Origin of the sequence: Streptosporangium sp. NBC_01469 (assembly GCF_036227305.1) — a bacterium.
In the GTDB taxonomy this organism is placed as follows: Bacteria; Actinomycetota; Actinomycetes; order Streptosporangiales; family Streptosporangiaceae; genus Streptosporangium.
This window is the reverse complement of the sequence record NZ_CP109465.1, coordinates 316,203-335,138: the sequence shown is the minus strand read 5'-3', so window position 1 is coordinate 335,138 and position 18,936 is coordinate 316,203. Positions and strand designations below refer to the sequence as shown.

Genomic DNA, 18,936 nt, shown 5'->3' with positions numbered 1-18,936 from the left:
ATGGGCACGGCGGCGTCGCGCGGGCATCGGTGTGCTGTCAGGCGAGGGGGACGGCGTGAGCGGCATCAAGAAGACCGGCGAGAAGAACCTGATGTTCTTCTCCGGGCGCGCGCACCCGGAGCTGGCTGACGAGGTGGCGAGCCACCTCGGGGTGGACGCGGCGCCGACCACGCTGCGCGACTTCGCCAACGGGGAGATCTACGCCCGTTACCAGGAGTCGGTCCGCGGCTGCGACGCGTTCGTCATGCAGAGCCACACCTGGCCGATCAACCAGTGGATCATGGAACAGCTGATCATGGTGGACGCCCTCAAGCGGGCCTCCGCCAAGCGGATCACCGTGATCATGCCGTTCTACGGCTACGCCCGCCAGGACAAGAAGGGCAGGGGCCGCGAGCCCATCACCGCCCGCCTGATGGCCGACATGTTCAAGACGGCCGGGGCCGACCGGCTGATGTCGATCGACCTGCACACCTCCCAGATCCAGGGCTTCTTCGACGGCCCGGTGGACCACCTGTTCGCCATGCCCATCCTGGTCAACTACCTCAAGGACAAGCTCGACCTGGCCACGACCACGGTCGTCTCGCCCGACACCGGCCGGGTGCGGCTCTCGGAGCGCTGGGCCGACACGCTGGGCACCCCGCTGGCCTTCATCCACAAGCGCCGCGACCTCGACGTGGCCAACCAGGTGAAGGTGAGCGAGGTCGTCGGCCGGGTGAAGGGCCGGACCTGCGTGCTTATCGACGACATGATCGACACCGCGGGCACGATCTGCAAGGCGGCCGACGCGCTGTACGAGCAGGGCGCCACCAACGTGGTCGTGGCCGCCACCCACGCGGTGTTCTCCGACCCCGCGGTCGACCGTCTGAAGAACTCCGGCATCTCCGAGGTCATCGTCACCAACACGGTGCCGCTCCCCGAGGAGAAGCGGTTCGACAAGCTCACGGTGCTGTCGATCGCCCCGCTGATCGCCCGCGCGATCACCGAGGTCTTCAGCGACGGTTCGGTGACCAGCCTCTTCGAAGGCGACAGCTGACACTCCGCCCGGCCCCGGGAACTCGTCGGCCACGAGTTCCCGGGAAGAGGTCCTCTTCCCGGAGGACGGCCATGTCCATTTCCGGGGGCGGAGCCGGACCCTTCCGGGGAGCGGACCGGGCCCTTTCAAGGGGTGGCCAGGCCCTTTCGAGGGGCGGCCGGGACCGCGACGCGTTTCGCGTCGCCGTTGACACGGTAGGGTTGTGGGATTGCGTGCGTTCGTAACGCCTTCCGCTAGGGCGGGTGAGGGGGAACGCACCTTTCCGATTCCCAAGATCCCTAGGAGATCAGCCGTGTCCGAAGTGGTAATCACCACCGAGCTCCGTGACAAGTTCGGCAAGGGCGCCGCCCGCAAGATCCGTCGTGAGAGCAAGGTCCCCGTCGTCCTCTACGGTCACGGCACCGAGCCCCAGCACCTGTCCCTGCCGGGTCACGACCTGCTGCTCGCCCTGCGTACGCCGAACGTGCTGATCCGTCTTGAGGGCGCGGTGGCCGAGCTGGCCCTGCCCAAGGGCGTCCAGCGTGACCCGATCAGGGGCTTCCTGGAGCACGTCGACCTCATCCTTGTCCGTCGCGGCGAGAAGGTCACCGTCGACATCCCCGTCACCGTGGTCGGCGAGGTCGCCGACGGCATCCTCGACCAGCAGCTCGTCTCCATCTCCGTCGAGACCGAGGCCACCCACATCCCCGAGGGCATCGAGGTCGACGTCGAGGGCCTGGCGGTCGGCACCCAGATCACCGCCGCCGACCTGAAGCTGCCCAAGGGCACGACCCTCGCCGCCGACCCGGAGGCGCTGGTCCTGATCGTCGCCTCGACCCCGACCGCCGAGCCTGCGGGCGAGACCGCAGAGGCCGCTCCGGCCGCCAACGGCGAGAGCGCCGAGTAGTTTTCTCTGCTAGATCTGTCAGGGCGGCCCGGGATCGGGCCGCCCTGACGCGTGTGAAGGGATGCCGATCGTGGACCGCTGGTTGGTCGTGGGCCTGGGAAACCCCGGGCCGGAGTACGCCGGGAACCGGCACAACGCGGGGTTCATGGTCCTGGACGAGCTCGCCGCGCGGGCCGGGGGACGGTTCAAGGCGCACAGGTCGCGGGCGGAGGTGCTGGAGGGCCGCCTCGCGGGTGTCCCCGCCGTGCTGGCCAAGCCGCTGTCCTTCATGAACCTCTCCGGCGGGCCGGTCAAGGCCCTCGCCGACTTCTACAAGGTCGACCCGGCCCGGGTGGTCGTGGTCCACGACGAGCTGGACATCCCGTACGGCGCGCTGAGGGCGAAGCTGGGCGGCGGCGACAACGGCCACAACGGGCTGAAGTCGATCACCAAGTCGCTGGCGACCAAGGACTACCTGCGGGTGCGGTTCGGCATCGGCCGCCCGCCCGGCCGGATGGACGCCGCGGCCTACGTCCTGCGCGACTTCGCCACCGCCGAGCGCAAGGACCTCGCGTTCCTGGTCGACCGCGCCTCCGACGTCGTGGAGTCGCTGATCAGGGTCGGCCTTGAGCCGACCCAGAACGCCTTCCACACCGGCGACCTGAACGTCTCAGGCCCGCCCAGGTAACCGGTTTGTTCAGGCAGCCGATCCGCCCAGGCAACCGGTCCGCCCAGGTGACCGGCCCGCCCGGTGTCACCGCGGGTCGAACGCCATCAGGTTCTGCAGCAGCTCGGCCTGCTCGATCGCGTCGTCCAGCGCGTTGTGGGTGTGCGGCCGCGGGGACCGCAGGTGCTCGGGCATCTGCCGCTTGGTCGCCCAGCCGATCGGCACGCCCGCCTTGGCCGCGTACAGCGTCTTGAGGTCGATGCAGCGCGAGTGCCCGAACGGCGAGACACCGGTGAAGCGCATGAAATACCAGTAAATCCACATCCAGTCGTAGGAGAGCGGATAGGCCGCCAGTACCGGCGAGCTGTTCCCGCACACCTCACGGACCCACGCGGCGGCCTCCCGCATCGCCTCGGCCGGGTCGCGGCCCTCGCGGATCAGCGTCTCCCGGTCCAGTCCGCTCACGGCGAGCGCCTCGGGCACGTGGTCGTCGCTGATCGGCCGCAGCTCCGCGTAGAGCGTGAGGGTCTGCGGATCCACCGGTTCGAAGACCTTTCCGGTCATCCGCCCGGCCACGGTCATACCAAGACTGACCATCGAATACGGCCCCGGAATGGGGCCATCAGCCTCGACATCCACAGAGATGTACGTTTCGGTCTTCAACCTTCGGGCCTCTCCCGCCGCCGCTAGCATTCCATAACTGTCTGTCCGTGAACGGTTACGCAGGGGGAGCGCGTGCGCGACGTGACCGCAGTCCAGGCCGCACAGGAGACCGGGCCCGGAGCCGTGGCCGCGCGCCGGCGCATGCCGGGCTGGGTGCGGGAGCACCGCGCGATGGCCGTCGCCGCCGACACCACCTGCGCCGCCCTGGCCGGAGCCCTCGCGCTGTTCGTTCGATTCGGCGAGGTTACCCCCTACGTCTTCCCGTACGTCGTGCTGAGCGCGGCGCTGCCCGCCGTCTGGGTCTGCGTGGTCGCGCTGAACCGCGCCTACGAGCCCCGGCTCATCGGTCTGGGCTCGGAGGAGTTCCAGCGGATCCTCCAGTGCGGCTTCATGCTCACCGCCGCCTTCGCCGTCTGCGCCTACCTCACCAAGATCGAGGTGGCCCGGGGCTACGTGGTGCTGGCCCTCCCGCTGACGACGCTGCTCACCCTCCTCACCCGGTACGGCCTGCGCCGTTCCCTGCACCGCAGGCGGGCGCGGGGCGGGTGCATGCGGCGGGTCGTGGCGGTGGGCCACCGGGCGGCGATCGCCGAGCTGGTCCGCAGGTTCCGCCGGGAGCGCTACCACGGCATGGAGGTCGTGGCGGCGTGCGTCCCGCGCGGCGGGACGGGCGACGTGGAGGGCGTGCCGGTCATGGGTGACCTCTCCGACGTCGCGCTCGCGGCCGGGCGGGTCTCGGCCGACACCGTGGCCGTGCTCGCCTGCCCGGAGATGGACGGGGTGGCACTGCGGCGGCTGGCCTGGCGGCTGGAGAAGACCGACACCGACCTGATCGTGGCTCCCGCGCTGATGGAGGTGGCCGGGCCGCGGATCACCATCCGCCCGGCGGCGGGGCTGCCGCTGCTGCACGTGGACCACCCCGAGATCTCCGGCCTGCGCCAGGTGCTCAAGAACCTGTTCGACCGGGTGGGGGCCGGCCTGCTGCTGGCGGCACTGCTGCCCCTGCTGGCGGGGGTGGCGGTGGCGGTGCGGGCCTCGGGGCCGGGTCCCGCGTTCTTCCGGCAGACGAGGGTGGGCCGCGACGGAGTCGAGTTCACGATCTACAAGTTCCGGACGATGCGCGCCGATGCCGAGCGCCGGAAGATCACCCTGTCCAGTGACGGCCCCGGCATGCTCTTCAAGATCCGTAACGATCCGAGGGTGACCCCGCTGGGCGCCCGGCTGCGCCGCCACTCGCTGGACGAGCTGCCCCAGTTGATCAACGTGCTCCTGGGCCACATGTCCCTGGTCGGCCCCCGGCCGCCGCTGCCCGAGGAGGTCGCCAGGTACGGTGACGACGTCCGCCGCCGATTATTGGTCAAACCGGGTATGACAGGCCTCTGGCAGGTAAGTGGCCGTTCTGACCTCTCTTGGGAGGAATCCGTACGGTTGGACCTGCGTTACGTGGAGAGCTGGTCCCTCATGCTGGACCTGCAGATCCTGTGGAAGACTTGGTCGGCTGTCGCGCGAGGAGCTGGAGCATACTGATGACCGTTCGCGACGATCACATACTCGCCGCGGAGCTGGCGACGGCGGCCGGCGAGAAGCTGGCGGCGCTGCGCGCGGAGCGGGGCTTCGGCGACCCGTCCGAGCTTCGCAAGGAGGGCGACGCCGCCTCCCACGTGTTCCTGATGGAGGCCCTGTCGCGGTTGCGCCCGGCTGACAGCGTGCTGTCCGAGGAGGCGACCAGCGAGGAGCGGCTCGACCCGCGCAGGCTGCGCGCCGAGCGGGTCTGGATCGTCGACCCGCTGGACGGCACCCGCGAGTTCGGCGAGGAGGGTCGCACGGACTGGGCGGTCCACGTGGCGCTCTGGGAGCGCGGCACGCTGACGGCCGGAGCCGTCGCGCTGCCCGCCCAGGGCCGTACGCTCTCCACCCTCGAACCCCCCGTGCGGCCCGCCCCGGAGGCGGGCGCCAGGCCGAGGATCGCGGTCAGCCGGACCCGCCCGCCGGAGTTCGTCCAGAACCTGGCCCGCCTCGCCGGCGCCGACCTGGTGCCGATCGGTTCGGCGGGCGCCAAGATCTCCGCGGTGCTCACCGGCCAGGTCGAGGCCTACGTGCACGCCGGAGGCCAGTACGAGTGGGACTCCGCCGCGCCCGTCGCGGTGGCCCTCGCCTCCGGGGTCCACGCGAGCCGTATCGACGGCTCGCCGCTGGTCTACAACCAGCCCGACCCCTCGCTGCCGGATATTCTTGTATCCCTACCGGGACTGGCGCCAACGTTGCTCGCTGGAATCCGGGATCTGCACCGCTAATCCCCGCTAGGAGAGTCTGATGCTTCAGCGCGACTACACCACGTCGCAGCTCGACGTCCTCGAGGCAGAGGCTGTTCACATCATGCGCGAGGTCGCGGCGGAGTTCGAGCGTCCCTGTCTGCTCTTCTCGGGGGGCAAGGACTCCATCGTCATGCTCCGCATCGCGGAGAAGGCGTTCTGGCCGGCGCCGATTCCCTTCCCCCTGATGCACGTCGACACCGGGCACAACTTCGCCGAGGTCATCGAGTTCCGCGACCGCCGCGCCGCGGAGCTGGGCGCCCGTCTGGTCGTCGCCAGCGTCCAGGACTCCATCGACGCCGGACGCGTCGTCGAGGAGACCGGCCGCAGGGCCTCGCGCAACCGGCTGCAGACCACGACGCTGCTGGACGCGATCGAGGAGAACGAGTACGACGCGGTGTTCGGCGGCGCCCGCCGCGACGAGGAGAAGGCCCGTGCCAAGGAGCGCGTGTTCTCCTTCCGCGACGACTTCGGCCAGTGGGATCCCAAGAACCAGCGCCCCGAGCTGTGGAACCTCTACAACGCCAGGATCCGCAAGGGCGAGCACATCCGCGTGTTCCCGCTGTCCAACTGGACCGAGCTCGACATCTGGGACTACATCCGGCGCGAGGAGATCGAGATTCCCTCGATCTACTTCGCCCACACCCGCAAGGTGTTCGAGCGCGACGGCATGCTGCTGGCCGACAGCGAGTTCATCACCCGCGACGACGACGAGCCGCTCCTGGACATGACGGTCCGCTACCGGACGGTCGGTGACGTGACCTGCACCGGCGCCGTCCAGTCGGGTGCCGCGACGGTCGAGGCGATCATCGACGAGATCGCCGTCACCCGGATCACCGAGCGCGGTGCCACCCGCGCCGACGATCGCGCCTCAGAGGCCTCCATGGAGGACCGCAAGCGGGAGGGATACTTCTGATGAGCATCCGTCTCCCCGGCTCCCCGTGCCACCCGGCCCCCCGCGGGCCCCTCCCCGCGCGGTCCCGCCGCGCACGCCGTACGACCTCTGGAGAGCAGCGCTAATGGACATTCTTCGCTTCGCCACGGCGGGAAGTGTCGACGACGGAAAGTCGACCCTCATCGGGCGGCTGCTCTTCGACTCCAAGGCGATCTTCGAGGACCAGCTGGAGGCCGTCGAGCGCACCTCCCGCGACCGCGGCACCGAGTACACCGACCTGTCGCTCCTCACCGACGGCCTGCGGGCCGAGCGGGAGCAGGGCATCACGATCGACGTGGCCTATCGCTACTTCGCCACTCCCAAGCGCAAGTTCATCATCGCCGACACCCCCGGGCACATCCAGTACACCCGGAACATGGTCACCGGCGCCTCCACCGCCGACCTGGCGATCGTCCTGATCGACGCCCGCAAGGGCGTGCTGGAGCAGTCGCGTCGGCACGCGTTCCTCACCACCCTGCTGCGGGTGCCGCACCTGGTCCTGGCCGTCAACAAGATGGACCTGGTCGACTACTCCCAGGAGCGGTTCGAGGAGATCCGCGAGGAGTTCACCGCCTTCGCCTCCAAGCTGAACGCGCCGGACCTGACGTTCATCCCGATGTCGGCGCTGCACGGCGACAACGTGGTGTCCCGCTCGGAGAACACGCCCTGGTACAACGGGTCCTCCCTGCTCCACCACCTGGAGCACGTGCACATCGCCTCCGACCGCAACCTGGTCGACGTGCGCTTCCCCGTGCAGTACGTCATTCGCCCGCAGCGGGCCACCGACCCCTCCCTCCACGACTACCGCGGCTACGCGGGCCAGGTCGCCGGAGGGGTGCTGAAGCCGGGCGACGAGGTCACGCACCTGCCCTCCGGCCTGGCCACGCGCATCGCGTCGATCGACACCTTCGACGGGCCGGTCGACGAGGCGTTCCCGCCGATGTCGGTCACCCTCCGGCTGGAGGACGACATCGACATCTCGCGCGGCGACATGATCTGCCGCCCGAACAACCAGCCGCACGTCTCCCAGGAGCTGGAGGCGATGATCTGCTGGATGGCCGACACCGCCAAGCTGGCCCCGCGCACCAAGCTGACCATCAAGCACACCACCCGCTCGGCCCGTGTCCTGGTCAAGGACCTGCACTACCGGCTGGACGTCAACACCCTGCACCGGGACGAGACGGCCCAGTCGCTCAGCCTCAACGAGATCGGGCGGGTCTCGCTCCGCGTCACCCAGCCGCTGTTCGTGGACGACTACGCCCGCAACCGCCTCACCGGCGGCTTCATCCTCGTGGACGAGTCCACCAACAACACCGTTGGCGCCGGGATGATCGTCGACGCCAGGTAGGCACGCCCCGCCGCCCGCGCCCGCGGCCGTGGCCCCCTCCCCGTACGCGACGGGAGGGGCCCGTCCCGCGGGCGCGGGCGGTTCGCGTTCCCGGAGCGACCCCACGGCGCCGGCGAGCCGCGCTTGCCGGAGGCTCTCGCGACGTTGGCGAGCCGGAGGCGCCCGCGGTGTCGGCGAGCCGTCCTTGCCGGGAAAGGGCGCCCCGGCGATGCCGGGGCGCCCTTCCGGGGTTCCGGTCGCCGTTCCCGGGGTCGTACGCGCCCGTGGTGGCCGTGGACCCTTCCCCTCGTCCGGCCTTCGAGGTTCCGGCCGTTCCCCGTTCAGGAGATGGGCGGCGTTACACCCGCTGGGTAGATCCTTTGTCCGTTCTCTGACCCCTCCGTTACGCTCCGCGCTAGCCTCGGCACGTTCCGTATCCGTCGGGTAAGGATTCGTGCCTGTGTCTGATAGTCCGTCACCTGCTCGGGTGGTATTTCTGGGTGGCCTCGGCCGCAGCGGGACCACGCTGCTGGAGCGCCTGCTCGGGGAGGTCCCCGGCATCGCGCCGCTCGGTGAGGTCGTCCACCTCTGGGCCAGGAGCGCGCTCGCGGACGAGGCCTGCGGGTGCGGTGAGCCCTTCGGATCGTGCCCCTTCTGGGAGAAGGTCGGTGAGCGCGCGTTCGGTGGCTGGTCCGAGGACCTGGCCCACCGGATGATCGCGCTCAGGTCCCGCGTCGACCGCACCCGGCGCATCCCCACGCTGGCCAGGCTCCTCGCCGAGGAGCAGGCGGGCACCGGCCGGTGGCCGACACCCGGCACCGCCGAGCTGGACGAGTACGTCGCGATCCACCGTGGCCTGTACGACGCGGCGGGCGAGGTCGCCGACTGCCCGGTCGTGGTCGACTCCAGCAAGCACGCCTCGCTGGCCTTCTGCCTCGCGGCGGCCGGAGTCGACGTCCAGGTCGTCCACGTGGTCCGTGACCCGCGCGCGGTCGCGCACTCCTGGCGCAGGAGGGTCGCGCGTCCCGAGGACGGGCGCCCGATGACCCACTGGTCGCCCTCCCGCACCTCGCTGCACTGGCTGAGCGAGAACCTCAGCCTCGAACTCCTCGCCCGCAGGGGCGTCCCGGTCACCCGGGTCCGCTACGAGGACCTGCTCGACGCCCCCGCCGACACGCTCAGGCGCGTGGTCGCCAGGATCGGCCTTCCATGCCGCCTCGACTTCCTCTCGGGCAACTGGGCGGAATTCTCGACGGCGCACACGGCCTCGGGCAACCCGATGCGTTTCACGGTCGGCCGCACGGAGCTGACCAGGGACGACAGCTGGCGCGCCGTCGCGTCGTCCCGGCAGTCGCGCCTGGTCACCGCGCTGACCTGGCCCCTCATGATCAAGTACGGCTATTACAGGAGACTCGCGTGAACGCATCGGTGGGTGTCGTCATCCCCACCCGGGGACACCGGCCGGACCAGCTGCGCACGGCCACGCTCGCCGTGCTCGGCCAGGACCACCCCGGCCCCGTCGAGGTCGTCGTCGTCGTGGACGGCGGCGATCCGGCCTGGGTCGCCGACCAGGTGGCCGACCTCCTGGCCAGCCGGGCACTGACACCCGGCCGGTACGGGGCGCCCTCGCGCGGCGTGCGGGTGATGGCCAACCGGCTCACCCCCGGCCTGCCCGGTGCCCGCAACACCGGCATCGCGGCGCTCGGCACCGACATGGTCGCCTTCTGCGACGACGACGACCAGTGGCTACCCGGCAAGATCGAGGCTCAGGTCGCCGCGCTGGAGGCGGAGCCTGACGCGCGCTTCTCCAGCTGTGCCATCGAGGTCGAGTACGGATCGCGCCGGATCTCCCGGCTGGCCGGGACCAGCCGGGTCACCTACCGCCACCTGGTGCGCTCGCGGATGGTGATGGTGCACTCCTCGACGTTCCTGTTCCGGCGCGGCGGGCTCTGGGCGGACGAGAGCGCCCCCAGGGGCCAGAACGAGGACTGGGACCTGGCGCTGCGCGCCGCCGCCCAGCACCCCATCGTGCACGTCGACCGGCCCCTGGTCCGGGTGCGCTGGGGCGGCTCCTCGTACGTGGCCCGCTGGGCCGACCGGATCGCCGGGCTGCAGTGGATGCTCGCCCGGCACCCTGATCTGGCCGTGGATCCGCGCGGCGCGGCGCGGGTCTACGGTCAGCTCGCCTTCCACCACGCGGCCCTCGGCCAGCGGAGGGAGGCGGGCCGCTGGGCCTGGCGGGCGTTCACCGCCCGCCACGGCGAGCCCCGCGCGCCCATCGCGCTCGCGGTGGCGATCGGCCTGGTCCCCGCGCGGACCCTGCTCAGCGTCCTGCACCATCGAGGGCACGGCATCTGATGGCGCCCATCACCGAGCATCCGCGGGTGATCCTCCGCCACGGTGCCCAGATCGTTCCGTTCACGACGGGCCAGGGCGCCGAGCGTGCGCCGACGCTCGCGCGCTACGGCCTGGCGGTCGCCCCGCTCCTGCCGGGGAAGGCCGCCGAGCGCCCGCCGGTGTTCCCCCGTCACGGGCTGCCGCTCACTCCGTCCGCGGCGGGCCAGGCCGTCGAGCGCCCGCGCGCGACCGGTCGCCACGGCCCGCCGGTCGTTCCTTCCGCACCGGGGCGGGTCGTCGAGCGCCCGCCGGTGGTCACGCGCCACGACTCGTCAGTCGTCCCGTTCGCACTGAGGCGGGTCGTCGAGCGCCCGTCGGTGATCACGCGTTACGACTCGCCCGTCATGTCGTTCACGGCGGGGCGGGCCGTGGCCCCGGCCGTCCGTGACGCCGTGACACCGATCCCGCCCCGCGCCGACCACCGGTCCGCCACCGGTCACGATCCGGCGCCCGGCCTGCCCGCCGTCGCAGGGCAGGCCGGAACGCCGGTCGTCGGGCGGGTGGCGCCCCCCGCCGTCCCCCGCCGGAGGCCCCGGCCCGACAAGGCCACCCGCAGGCGTCTGCGCAGGCGCGTGCACGTGGCGGGGGTCGCGATCGACCCGATGACCGAGAGCGAGGTCGTCGATCACGTGGTCGCCGCTCTGAAGCGCGGTGAGGGCGGCCACCTCGTCACCCCGAACGTCGACATCAGCCGGACCGTCGCCCGCGATCCCCGGGCCCGCCGGTTCGTCGAGCGCGCCGACCTCGCGGTGGCGGACGGCATGCCGCTGGTGTGGGCGGCGAGACTGCTCGGCACCCCCCTCCCCGGCCGGGTCACCGGCGCCGACCTGATCTGGTCCCTGTCGGAGGCCGCCGCCTTCTACCGCCATCCCGTGTACCTGCTGGGCGGCCCCCGGGGCACGGCCGCGCAGGCGGCCCGCGAGCTGGTGGACCGCCATCCGAAGCTGGTGATCGCCGGGGTCGGCACCCCGCCGTACGGGTTCGAGGACGATCCCGAGAGCTACGCCCGGGTGCGCGACGCCGTGATCGCCGCCGCTCCCCGGCTGGTCTTCGTCGGGCTCGGCTTCCCCAGGCAGGAGCGGCTCATCGCCTCGCTCCGCCGGGACCTGCCGGGCACCTGGTTCGTCGGCTGCGGCTCGGCGATCGCCTTCGCCGCGGGCACCGTCCGGCGGGCACCGGCGTGGATGCGCCGCGGTGGCCTGGAGTGGATCTTCCGGTTGACGCGGGAGCCGGGCAGGCTCGCCCGCCGCTACCTGGTCGACGACCTGCCGTACGCGCTCAGGCTCCTCACGGTCTCCCTCGTACGCGGCCTCTTCTCCTGAAGCCCCGAAGCCCCGAAGCGCCGGTGCCCGTGCCTTCGCGGTGTTTCCAGGGCGGTCGTCAGTGGTGTTCCGCGGAGGCCAGCTCCCTGACCCGGAGGGCCTCCTGCGGGCTCAGCCGGGCAGCGGCCTCGGCGAGGGCGCGGCGCGAGTCCATCGGCCGGTAGGCCGTGCGGGACAGGCCGCTCCAGGTGAAGCCGCCGGCGCCCCCGCCTGACGCGGTCGCGCCGGAGGCGACCGGATCCGACGTGACCGCGTCCGACGCAGCCGTGCACGCGCGGCGGACGCGCTCCTCGGCACGGGCCGACCAGGTCAGGCCCGCCCACTCGTACAGGCGGCGAAAGCCGGTCCGGGGGTCGCGGGCCAGGTCCTCGTAGCGGGCCAGCATGATCCCCGGGTACCGGTCGGCCAGGTCGGCGGCGGTGATTCCGGCCGCCCGCCACAGCGCCACGGCCTTGGCGACGCGGTCCTGGGAACCGATCAGCGGGCGCAACGCCTCCAGGTGGGGCTGGTCGCGCATCAGCAGCGGCTGTTCGAGCAGCTCGTGGAAGTAGACCGTCCAGCCGAGCCGCTGCCAGCTGCCGACGAACGCCACCGGATCGCGCAGCAGGACGATCACCCGGCAGCCCAGCCGGTCGGCGAACCACCCGGCGGAGAACAGCGCGAACGGGTCGTCCAGCAGCGCCCGGCGCCCGCCCAGCCGTCCCAGCGTGAACGCGGTGCCGTACCGGACCATTCTCGCCAGGTCGTACGGCGACCGGTTGCGGCGCAGCTCCGCCAGGAACCCGTAGCGCAGCGCGACCGTGCGGGTGAAGGCGGGCAGCCAGGCCCGCTCGTTGTCCGGGCAGATGTACTGGAAGCGGTGGCCGACCACGGCGTCGAGGACACCCGGGGAGCGGCCCGGCGGGTGCTCGGGGTTGAGCGGCTCGTTGACGTAGACCAGCTCCCCGCTCGCCGCGAGCATCCTGCCCGTCCAGCTCGTCCCGGTCCTGGGCAGCCCGGTGACCAGTACGGGTCTCACGGCGCTCGCCACCCGTCCGGGTTCCCGGGAGGGCCTGGCCGCGCGTGGCCATGGCGCCCGGAATGGTCGGGCCGTGCGTTCACGGCGCCCGTCACGTGTCCGGGGTGGCCAGGGCGAGGAGGGAAAGACCGCGCGGTCACGGTGCCCGCCGTCCGTCCAGGGTGGCCAGGAAGAGGACTGCTTGCCACGCGTCTAGGCCGAGGAGGGGAAGACCGCGAGGTCATGGCGCCCGCCGCGCGTTCAGGGCGGCCAGGCTGTGCGCGCCGAAGGGCCGCAGACCGTACCGGCGGTGGATGTGCCAGAGCGGCAGCAGGTTCTTGACCACCGTGCCCCCCGCCCAGCCGAGGGCGGCGCCGAGCGAGCCCATCGAGGGGATCAGCAGCAGGTCCAGCGCCACCGCCGTCGCGACGGCGGCGACCAGGTTGGCGAGGCTGGAGCCGGTGTGCCCGGCGGAGGTCAGCACCACGTCGGCCATCCCGCACGCCGTGGCGAGCATCATCGTGGCGGCCAGCACGAACGCCACCGGCGCGCCGCCGCGGTAGCCGTCCCCGAAGACGGCGCCGAGCAGCCACGGCGCGAGCGCGGCGTACCCCAGCCAGATCGGCCAGGTCAGCAGGACCAGCCAGAGGGTGGCCGACTGGTACAGCTCCCGGGCGCGCGGCAGGTCGCCCTCGGCCAGGGCTCGTACCAGCCTCGGTTGCGTGGCCTGCGCCAGCCCCTGACCGGCCAGCTGACCCACGATCTTGAAGCGGGTGGCGGCGGTGTAGACGGCCGCCTCGGCCGGCCCGGCCAGCAGCGCCACGATCACGACGTCCAGCCGTTGGAACACCGCCTGGATCCCGGCCGCCAGCGACCGGGGCCAGGTGTGACGCCACAGGTCGTGCGCGGTGCCCGGCAGGTAGGGGGTCCGGGGCAGCCGCCGGCGCAGCCAGATCGAGGCGAGCAGCAACACCGGCAGGTACGGCAGCGCCCAGGCCGCGGCGAGCAGCGGCACGGAATCACGGCCCGCGAGCACCACCGCCCCGACCAGGAGCAACTGGGCCACCGGCTGCAGCACCCCGTCCAGCAGCACGGTCGGCCGCATCGAGCCGAACCCGCGGGTCGCGCTCACCACGACGCCCGAGCACGCCACCGCGGGCAGGGCCACCGCCAGCATCCGCGGCACCGGGTCGGAGGTGGTGAGGATGACCGCCGCACCGGCCGCCAGCGAGAGCGACGCGACCGGGACGAGCGCCGCGCGGACGTAGCCGGAGGTGCAGCGGTAGTCGAAGGACCGGGACCTGGCGATGAAGTAGACCAGCCCGTTCCCGGCGTCCAGTCGCAGGACCGCGGCGACCGCCAGGCACAGGGCGGTCGCCGAGAAGAAGAGGCCGGCCGTCTCCTGCCCCACCTCCCTGGTGACCAGCACGACCGTCAGGAACTGCGCGACGGCCCCCGTACCCGCTCCCGCCAGCCCCGCGACCCCGCCCCGCGCGGCCCCGGTCAGGCCCGCCAGGCGGGTGGGGGTCAGCGGCGCCACGACGGCTCCGCGCCCAGCCACGAGGTCAGCAGGGTGTCCTGCTCCTCGAAGTAGGCCGTCAGCTCGCGACGGAGCTTGCGGGACATGGGGCCGGGCCTGGTCCGGGTGTTGTGCCGCTCGAACACCGGGTCGCCGAGGTGTGGCAGCCCGAGGAACGCCAGCACGCGGTCGTGGACGAGATCGGGTTCGGCGAAGAACCGGCCGCTGTCGACGACGAGCAGTCGGTCGCGGCCGACCAGCGGCTCCAGCCGGGCGAGCTGCTCGGCGTAGCGGCCCCTGGCGAGGTAGGCGTGGTGGCGGTGGGCCAGGCTCGTCGAGTGCGGGGCGGCGCACAGGGCCTCGGCCGCCCCGGCGAGCCGCTCCTCCTCCAGCCTCACCGCCCTGGCGAAGGACCGCTCCGTCTCGAAGCCCCTGGCCAGCTCGTGGGCGTGCGCGGAGAAGGCCCGCTCGACGGGATCGCGGACCAGCACGATCAGCTTGGCACCCGGCAGGTCGCGGGCGATCCTGGGACCGGCCAGCGGGTGGAACAGGTAGTAGGGCGACGACTCGAAGGCCTGGGGCCGGCAGCCGTACCGGTGGGCCAGCCGGGAGGCCGACATCCGCAGCGGGAAGTGCGCCCGGTACCAGGAAAGGCCCCGGTCGTACGCCGTGTCGAAGTAGTGGACGCCCTTGCGTAGGACGGGTTTCAGGGCGAGCGGGTGCTGGGACAGGACGCGGTACAGGGAGGTGGTGCCGCAGCGCTGCGCCCCGATGATGAGGAAGGAGGGCAGCACCCGGCTTCCGGAGGTGAGGCGCCCCATGGCCCACGACGCCGCGTGGACCGAACGCTTCAGCGCGGGCTTCACAGCCTTCACAGCAGGATCTCCTGGGAGTCGGCGAGAGGGGTGAGCCAGAGCTCCGGCGGTCCGAGGGGCGCGTGGCCGTCGGCCGCGTGGCGGTCGGCGAGGGCGATCAGGTAGCGGAGCGCGGTCAGCCGGGACTCGGCGGCCGAGAGCCCGAACGGGGCCAGGATCCGCAGGGCCCCCGCCACGCAGGCCCTCGCCGCGATGGCCGGGTCGTCGCGGCGCAGGGCCCGCTGGAAGAAGTGGTGGACGGCGTCGAAACCCAGCGGGACCCCGGTGCCGAACCGCTCCCAGTCCCAGACCAGCAGCCGCCCGTCGGGCCCGCGCGAGATGTTCCACGGCGTCAGGTCACCGTGCCAGGAGAACCCCCGATCTCCGGGTGGCTCTTCGGGGCCCCGGCTCGCGGAGGCGTCTTCGGGGAACTGCCCGGTGCAGGCGTCTCCGGGGGCCTGGCCGGCAGGGGCGAGGTTTCCGGGGGCCTGGCCGACACGGGCGGGGTCTCCGGGAAGCGGGTCCCCCGGAGCCGGGTTTCCTCGGGCCGGGTTTCCTTTGGCAGGGTCGCCGAGGGGAGCGCGATCCGGGAGGTGGTCCCCGGGAATGCGGGCGATCTCGGCGATCGCGTCGGTGAGGACGTCGCCGGGTATCCGTCCCCGCCGCACGGGAAGCGGGGTGAGCGCCAGCACGGACAGGCCGCGCCAGGATCCGTGGTGCAGCACGGCGGGCGGGACGACGGTCTTCAGCGGCACGGCGGCGAGCAGGCTGAGCGTGCGCGCCTCGTGGGCGACGAGCTCCCGGGTCAGGTCGGTGTCGCCGATCTTCACGAAGGCGATCGGCCCGTCGGCGGCGCGCGCCTCCAGGATCGGCTTGCGGTTGGCCCGCCGGGCCGGGCGCACCCGCAGCGTGACGCGGACGGGGGTGCCGAACACCTCGCTCAGGTGGCTCTCGATGCCGTCCCGCCCGGACGGCACCGTGACCCGCCCGCCGGGGTGCCACCACGCGCGGGGGACCAGCCTGCGGGGAAGCAGCCGGTGCGGGAGCAGAGTGTACGGGCTCGGGTCGCCGGGCCCCGGGAACAGCAGGTCGAGGGTCTGGTCCAGGTAGCGCAGACGGGCGCGGGCGTCGTTCATGCGGCCGTGCTCGCCATCGAATTCCTCCAGAGCAGCGCGAACGAGATGAGATACAGGCTGAGCGGGGTGACCAGCCCGTCGTAGACGAACATGTAGAGGAGGGTGAGGATCATCACGAGGACCCCCGCCATGCCGATCGGGCTCCGGTCACGCCAGTGGCGGCGGACGGCCCCGGCGAAGAAGGCCACGTAGAGCGCGGCCCCGGTGAAACCCTGAGTGATCATCAGGTGCCAGAGCTGGCCGTCCCCGCCCAGCGGCGGATGGCCGCAGGTGGGGCACCAGCCGCTCTTGCCGGTGGTGATCGTCCGGTGGTTGCCCGTGGCGTTGCGGGTGTTGCCGTATCCGATGAGCGGCGCGGTGCTCGCGGCGGCGACGGTCGCCGAGACGGTGAAGGCGCGGATGTCGTTGCTGTGCGGGCTGTCGAGCCGCTGGGCCACCATCGCCTGCAGCGGGCTGAGGGTGAACGCCAGCGCCCCGGCGGCCAGGGCCGTGCAGGCCGCGACGCGGGCTCGCGTGCCCAGGCGCAGCAGCACGTACGCGGCGGCGACGCCGAGCCCGATCCACAGGCCGCGGTTGAGTGAGTAGACGACGGGGATCGCGGCCAGCGCGACCAGCGGGATCACGGCCAGGCGCCTGCGCGGCCCGCCGTACACCCACCAGCCGACCACGAACCAGATGAGCAGCACCGAGAGGTTGCCGCCCCAGGCGTTGGCCCACTCGAACGGCGCCTCTGGGCGCGGCGAGGCGTGGCCGAGGACCCTCTGCACCTGGGCCGCGGTGGGGTGGATCAGGTTGTGGACGAAGGGGTTGCCACTGATCCAGCCGGGGAGGACCATCTCGACCGGCGAGGTGAACGCGGCGCGCGGGGCGAACACGCCCAGCAGGCCGCCCGCGACGGTCGTGAGGAACAGCGCGCCGAGCATGCGCACCAGGGTGAGCTGCGGCAGCTCCTCCTCCGTCAGGTTGCCCAGGTAGAGCACCATGATCAACAGTGAGACGTAGAGGCACAGGCGCATCAGGTAGCCGATGAGCCGCCCGGCGCCGAACTCGCCGTAGGTGCCGGGAGGCATCTCGCCGAGCATGAGCGCGCTGATCAGGTAACCCGCCAGGAGCAGCAGCCAGAGCCCGAAGCCGCGCGGCGCCCTGATCGGCCGTCTCCGCCACAGGACCAGCGCCATCGCCGGGGCCACCACGATCACGGACAGGCCTCCGAAACCGAGCGCCCACCAGACCGGGTATCCCACCAGGAGCGCGGCGATCGGCCAGGCGGCCGTACGCGGACCCCTCACAGCCTGCGTCCCCTCCGCCCGCCCGCCGCCTGCCGGGCGATTGGAACGTTCCCGTACGCCCCGGGCGCGAGCAGCGCCTCCGACGCCCCGGCCGATCCGTGTGCCCCGGCCGCTTCGCGAGCTCCGTCCCTGTCCGCCCTGCGAGCTCCGTCCCCGGCCGCTTCGCGCGCTCCGTCCCCGTTCGACGCGCCTTCTCCGTTCCCGTTCGCCCCGCGCGCTCCGTTCCCGGCCGCTCCTTGCGCTCTGTCCCCGTTCGCCCCGTTCGCTCCGTCCCGGTACGCTCCCGGCCGGGCGGGCGCCTTCGGGCTCTCGCCGGGCGGCTCCGGTGCGGTCGGACCGCCCGCCAGGCCTGCCAGAGGCCGTCCGGCCCTCCTCGGGGTGCCCTCGCGGTCCCGCGCTCCGCCGGGCCGCGGCGCGGGCGAGACCTGCGGGACACGCGGGACGTGGGGCACCTGCGAGCCCTGCGGCCCCTGCGTGGCGTGGGGCCCCTGTGTGGCGTGGGAGACCTGCGGACCCTGCGAGACCTGCGGACCCTGCGCGGCGTGCGGTCCTCGCGTGGCGGGGAACGCGGGGAACGCTGGAACGTCGTCGCCGATGACGAACGCGCCGACCACGGGAACCCCCCGATCGTTCAGTGCCCGTACGGTGTCCTTCACCTCGCGCGAGGAGGTGCCGGGCACGGCGACCACGAGCACCGCGCCCGCCAGGCCGTGCGTCTCGACGCCGTTGACGGCGTCGAGACCGGTCAGGCGGCTGAGGTCGGCGGTGGTCCGCAGTGCGGTGTCGAGGCGGTCGCGGACCCAGGCGGCCCCGACCCCGCAGAGCAGCCCCGCCATGAGGCCGCTGCCCAGGTAGAGGGGCGGGCGGGGGGTGGTGGGCTCGGCCGGCGCCACCGCCTGGCTGATCACGGAGCCGGGGGTGACGGCGACGGTCTTGAGGGCGTCGTACCTGGCGGTGAGGCTGTGAACCTGGCGGGCGAGGACGTTCTGCCGCTGGAGGGCGAGGGCCCGCTCGGTGGTGCCCCTGCCCAGACCGGGAAGCGTGGTGGCGACCTTGGTGAGACCTGCGTTGGTCTGCCTCAGCTTGACCAGCACGGCCCTGAGCTGGGCCGCGAGCGTCTGGGTGGAGGACTCGCGGCGCTGGGCCAGGTAGGCGAGGGCGTAGGCGCTCGCTCCCGAGGCCGCCACCTTCGGGTCGGCGGCGCTGCAGGAGATCTCCAGGACCGAGGTGTTGGGCGGCACCGAGACCTCCGCGGGACAGGAAAGGCCGCCGAACAGCCGGCGGGCCTTCGCCGCGACCACCGCGGACCGGGCCACCTGGGCCTCGGTGTCGAGGTTGAGCGGTTCGCGCTGACGGCTGGTGACCTGGTTGGTCTGCTCCTGCGCGCCGGTCGCGGTCACCAGGACCTGCCCGGAGGCGGTGTAGGAGGGCGGGGTGAGCCACAGCAGGGCGACGCCGCAACCGGCCCCGGCGAGGAGCAGGGAGAGGACGATCGGCCACCGGCGGCGGAGAAGCGACGCGTAGTCCGCCAGGTCCTCGCCTCCGCGGCGGACGGGGGCATCCGGTGACGGGCTCATGGGTCGGGTGCCTCTCCGGCGAACAGGCGCTGTGAACCCTAGGA

General features: G+C 72.5%; 17 protein-coding genes. 10 read left to right on the top strand and 7 right to left on the bottom strand.

The features are described 5' to 3' along the window. Positions 1-55 precede the first annotated feature (55 nt). The 3 genes from OG587_RS01510 to pth all read left to right on the top strand — a co-directional run bounded on the left by OG587_RS01510 (position 56) and on the right by pth (position 2,586). On the top strand, positions 56-1,033 hold the full coding sequence (locus OG587_RS01510) for a ribose-phosphate diphosphokinase (RefSeq protein ID WP_329086089.1): 978 nt from the start codon (positions 56-58) through the stop codon (positions 1,031-1,033). Positions 1,034-1,325: 292 nt separating this feature from the next. Continuing rightward, on the top strand, positions 1,326-1,919 hold the full coding sequence (locus OG587_RS01505; protein ID WP_329086087.1) for a 50S ribosomal protein L25/general stress protein Ctc: 594 nt from the start codon (positions 1,326-1,328) through the stop codon (positions 1,917-1,919). Positions 1,920-1,980: 61 nt separating this feature from the next. Continuing rightward, positions 1,981-2,586: an aminoacyl-tRNA hydrolase gene (pth, locus tag OG587_RS01500; RefSeq protein WP_329086086.1), complete on the top strand. Its 606-nt coding sequence runs from the start codon at positions 1,981-1,983 to the stop codon at positions 2,584-2,586. 66 nt (positions 2,587-2,652) lie between these two features. Here the strand turns inward: pth and OG587_RS01495 are convergent, their stop codons facing one another. Further along, positions 2,653-3,129 (bottom strand): exonuclease, encoded by a 477-nt coding sequence (locus tag OG587_RS01495; RefSeq protein ID WP_329086084.1) that lies wholly within the window; start codon positions 3,127-3,129, stop codon positions 2,653-2,655. Positions 3,130-3,369: 240 nt separating this feature from the next. Here OG587_RS01495 and OG587_RS01490 point away from each other — a divergent pair, with 240 nt between their 5' ends. The 7 genes from OG587_RS01490 (at position 3,370) to OG587_RS01460 (ending at position 11,520) form a co-directional block, all read left to right on the top strand. Then, the gene (locus OG587_RS01490) at positions 3,370-4,755 is read left to right on the top strand and encodes a sugar transferase (RefSeq protein WP_443075607.1); all 1,386 of its coding nucleotides are present in this window, start codon (positions 3,370-3,372) and stop codon (positions 4,753-4,755) included. Then, a complete protein-coding gene (locus OG587_RS01485) occupies positions 4,755-5,522 on the top strand; it encodes a 3'(2'),5'-bisphosphate nucleotidase CysQ (RefSeq protein ID WP_329086082.1) in 768 nt (255 codons plus the stop codon). The genes OG587_RS01490 and OG587_RS01485 overlap by 1 nt, the downstream gene beginning before the upstream one ends. Before the next feature lie 19 nt (positions 5,523-5,541). Then, positions 5,542-6,456 (top strand): sulfate adenylyltransferase subunit CysD, encoded by a 915-nt coding sequence (cysD, locus tag OG587_RS01480; protein ID WP_329086080.1) that lies wholly within the window; start codon positions 5,542-5,544, stop codon positions 6,454-6,456. A 103-nt stretch (positions 6,457-6,559) separates the two neighbouring features. Then, positions 6,560-7,822 carry a sulfate adenylyltransferase subunit CysN gene (gene cysN, locus OG587_RS01475; protein ID WP_329086078.1) on the top strand — a complete coding sequence of 421 codons (1,263 nt, stop codon included), beginning with the start codon at positions 6,560-6,562 and terminating at the stop codon, positions 7,820-7,822. 466 nt (positions 7,823-8,288) lie between these two features. Further along, on the top strand, positions 8,289-9,221 hold the full coding sequence (locus OG587_RS01470) for a sulfotransferase (RefSeq protein WP_329086076.1): 933 nt from the start codon (positions 8,289-8,291) through the stop codon (positions 9,219-9,221). Next, a complete protein-coding gene (locus OG587_RS01465; RefSeq protein WP_329086073.1) occupies positions 9,218-10,159 on the top strand; it encodes a glycosyltransferase family 2 protein in 942 nt (313 codons plus the stop codon). Before OG587_RS01470 ends, OG587_RS01465 begins: the two co-directional genes overlap by 4 nt. Then, complete coding sequence (locus OG587_RS01460) at positions 10,159-11,520, top strand: WecB/TagA/CpsF family glycosyltransferase (RefSeq protein ID WP_329086072.1); 1,362 nt, start codon at positions 10,159-10,161, stop codon at positions 11,518-11,520. Before OG587_RS01465 ends, OG587_RS01460 begins: the two co-directional genes overlap by 1 nt. 58 nt (positions 11,521-11,578) lie before the next feature. Here the strand turns inward: OG587_RS01460 and OG587_RS01455 are convergent, their stop codons facing one another. From OG587_RS01455 to OG587_RS01430, 6 genes are all read right to left on the bottom strand, one after another. Beyond that, entirely contained in the window at positions 11,579-12,538 is a 960-nt protein-coding gene (locus OG587_RS01455) for a sulfotransferase (protein WP_329086070.1), read from the bottom strand. Positions 12,539-12,758: 220 nt separating this feature from the next. Beyond that, positions 12,759-14,057 (bottom strand): lipopolysaccharide biosynthesis protein, encoded by a 1,299-nt coding sequence (locus OG587_RS01450; RefSeq protein WP_329086069.1) that lies wholly within the window; start codon positions 14,055-14,057, stop codon positions 12,759-12,761. Continuing rightward, complete coding sequence (locus OG587_RS01445) at positions 14,045-14,902, bottom strand: sulfotransferase family protein (RefSeq protein ID WP_329093698.1); 858 nt, start codon at positions 14,900-14,902, stop codon at positions 14,045-14,047. Before OG587_RS01445 ends, OG587_RS01450 begins: the two co-directional genes overlap by 13 nt. A gap of 5 nt (positions 14,903-14,907) precedes the next feature. After that, positions 14,908-16,026 carry a hypothetical protein gene (locus tag OG587_RS01440; RefSeq protein ID WP_329086068.1) on the bottom strand — a complete coding sequence of 373 codons (1,119 nt, stop codon included), beginning with the start codon at positions 16,024-16,026 and terminating at the stop codon, positions 14,908-14,910. Further along, a complete protein-coding gene (locus OG587_RS01435; RefSeq protein ID WP_329086066.1) occupies positions 16,023-17,315 on the bottom strand; it encodes a hypothetical protein in 1,293 nt (430 codons plus the stop codon). Before OG587_RS01435 ends, OG587_RS01440 begins: the two co-directional genes overlap by 4 nt. Then, a complete protein-coding gene (locus OG587_RS01430) occupies positions 17,312-18,892 on the bottom strand; it encodes a YveK family protein (RefSeq protein ID WP_329086063.1) in 1,581 nt (526 codons plus the stop codon). Before OG587_RS01430 ends, OG587_RS01435 begins: the two co-directional genes overlap by 4 nt. Positions 18,893-18,936: the final 44 nt, after the last annotated feature.

What these genes read in the sequence shown, in the direction of transcription:
- OG587_RS01490 (WP_443075607.1), top strand. Translation starts at nt 3,370, where the DNA reads ATGCCGGGCTGGGTGCGGGAGCACCGCGCGATGGCCGTCGCCGCCGAC.
- OG587_RS01430 (WP_329086063.1), bottom strand. Translation starts at nt 18,892, where the DNA reads ATGAGCCCGTCACCGGATGCCCCCGTCCGCCGCGGAGGCGAGGACCTG.
- OG587_RS01460 (WP_329086072.1), top strand. Translation starts at nt 10,159, where the DNA reads ATGGCGCCCATCACCGAGCATCCGCGGGTGATCCTCCGCCACGGTGCC.
- OG587_RS01485 (WP_329086082.1), top strand. Translation starts at nt 4,755, where the DNA reads ATGACCGTTCGCGACGATCACATACTCGCCGCGGAGCTGGCGACGGCG.
- OG587_RS01495 (WP_329086084.1), bottom strand. Translation starts at nt 3,129, where the DNA reads ATGACCGGAAAGGTCTTCGAACCGGTGGATCCGCAGACCCTCACGCTC.
- cysD (WP_329086080.1), top strand. Translation starts at nt 5,542, where the DNA reads ATGCTTCAGCGCGACTACACCACGTCGCAGCTCGACGTCCTCGAGGCA.
- pth (WP_329086086.1), top strand. Translation starts at nt 1,981, where the DNA reads ATGCCGATCGTGGACCGCTGGTTGGTCGTGGGCCTGGGAAACCCCGGG.
- cysN (WP_329086078.1), top strand. Translation starts at nt 6,560, where the DNA reads ATGGACATTCTTCGCTTCGCCACGGCGGGAAGTGTCGACGACGGAAAG.
- OG587_RS01440 (WP_329086068.1), bottom strand. Translation starts at nt 16,026, where the DNA reads ATGAACGACGCCCGCGCCCGTCTGCGCTACCTGGACCAGACCCTCGAC.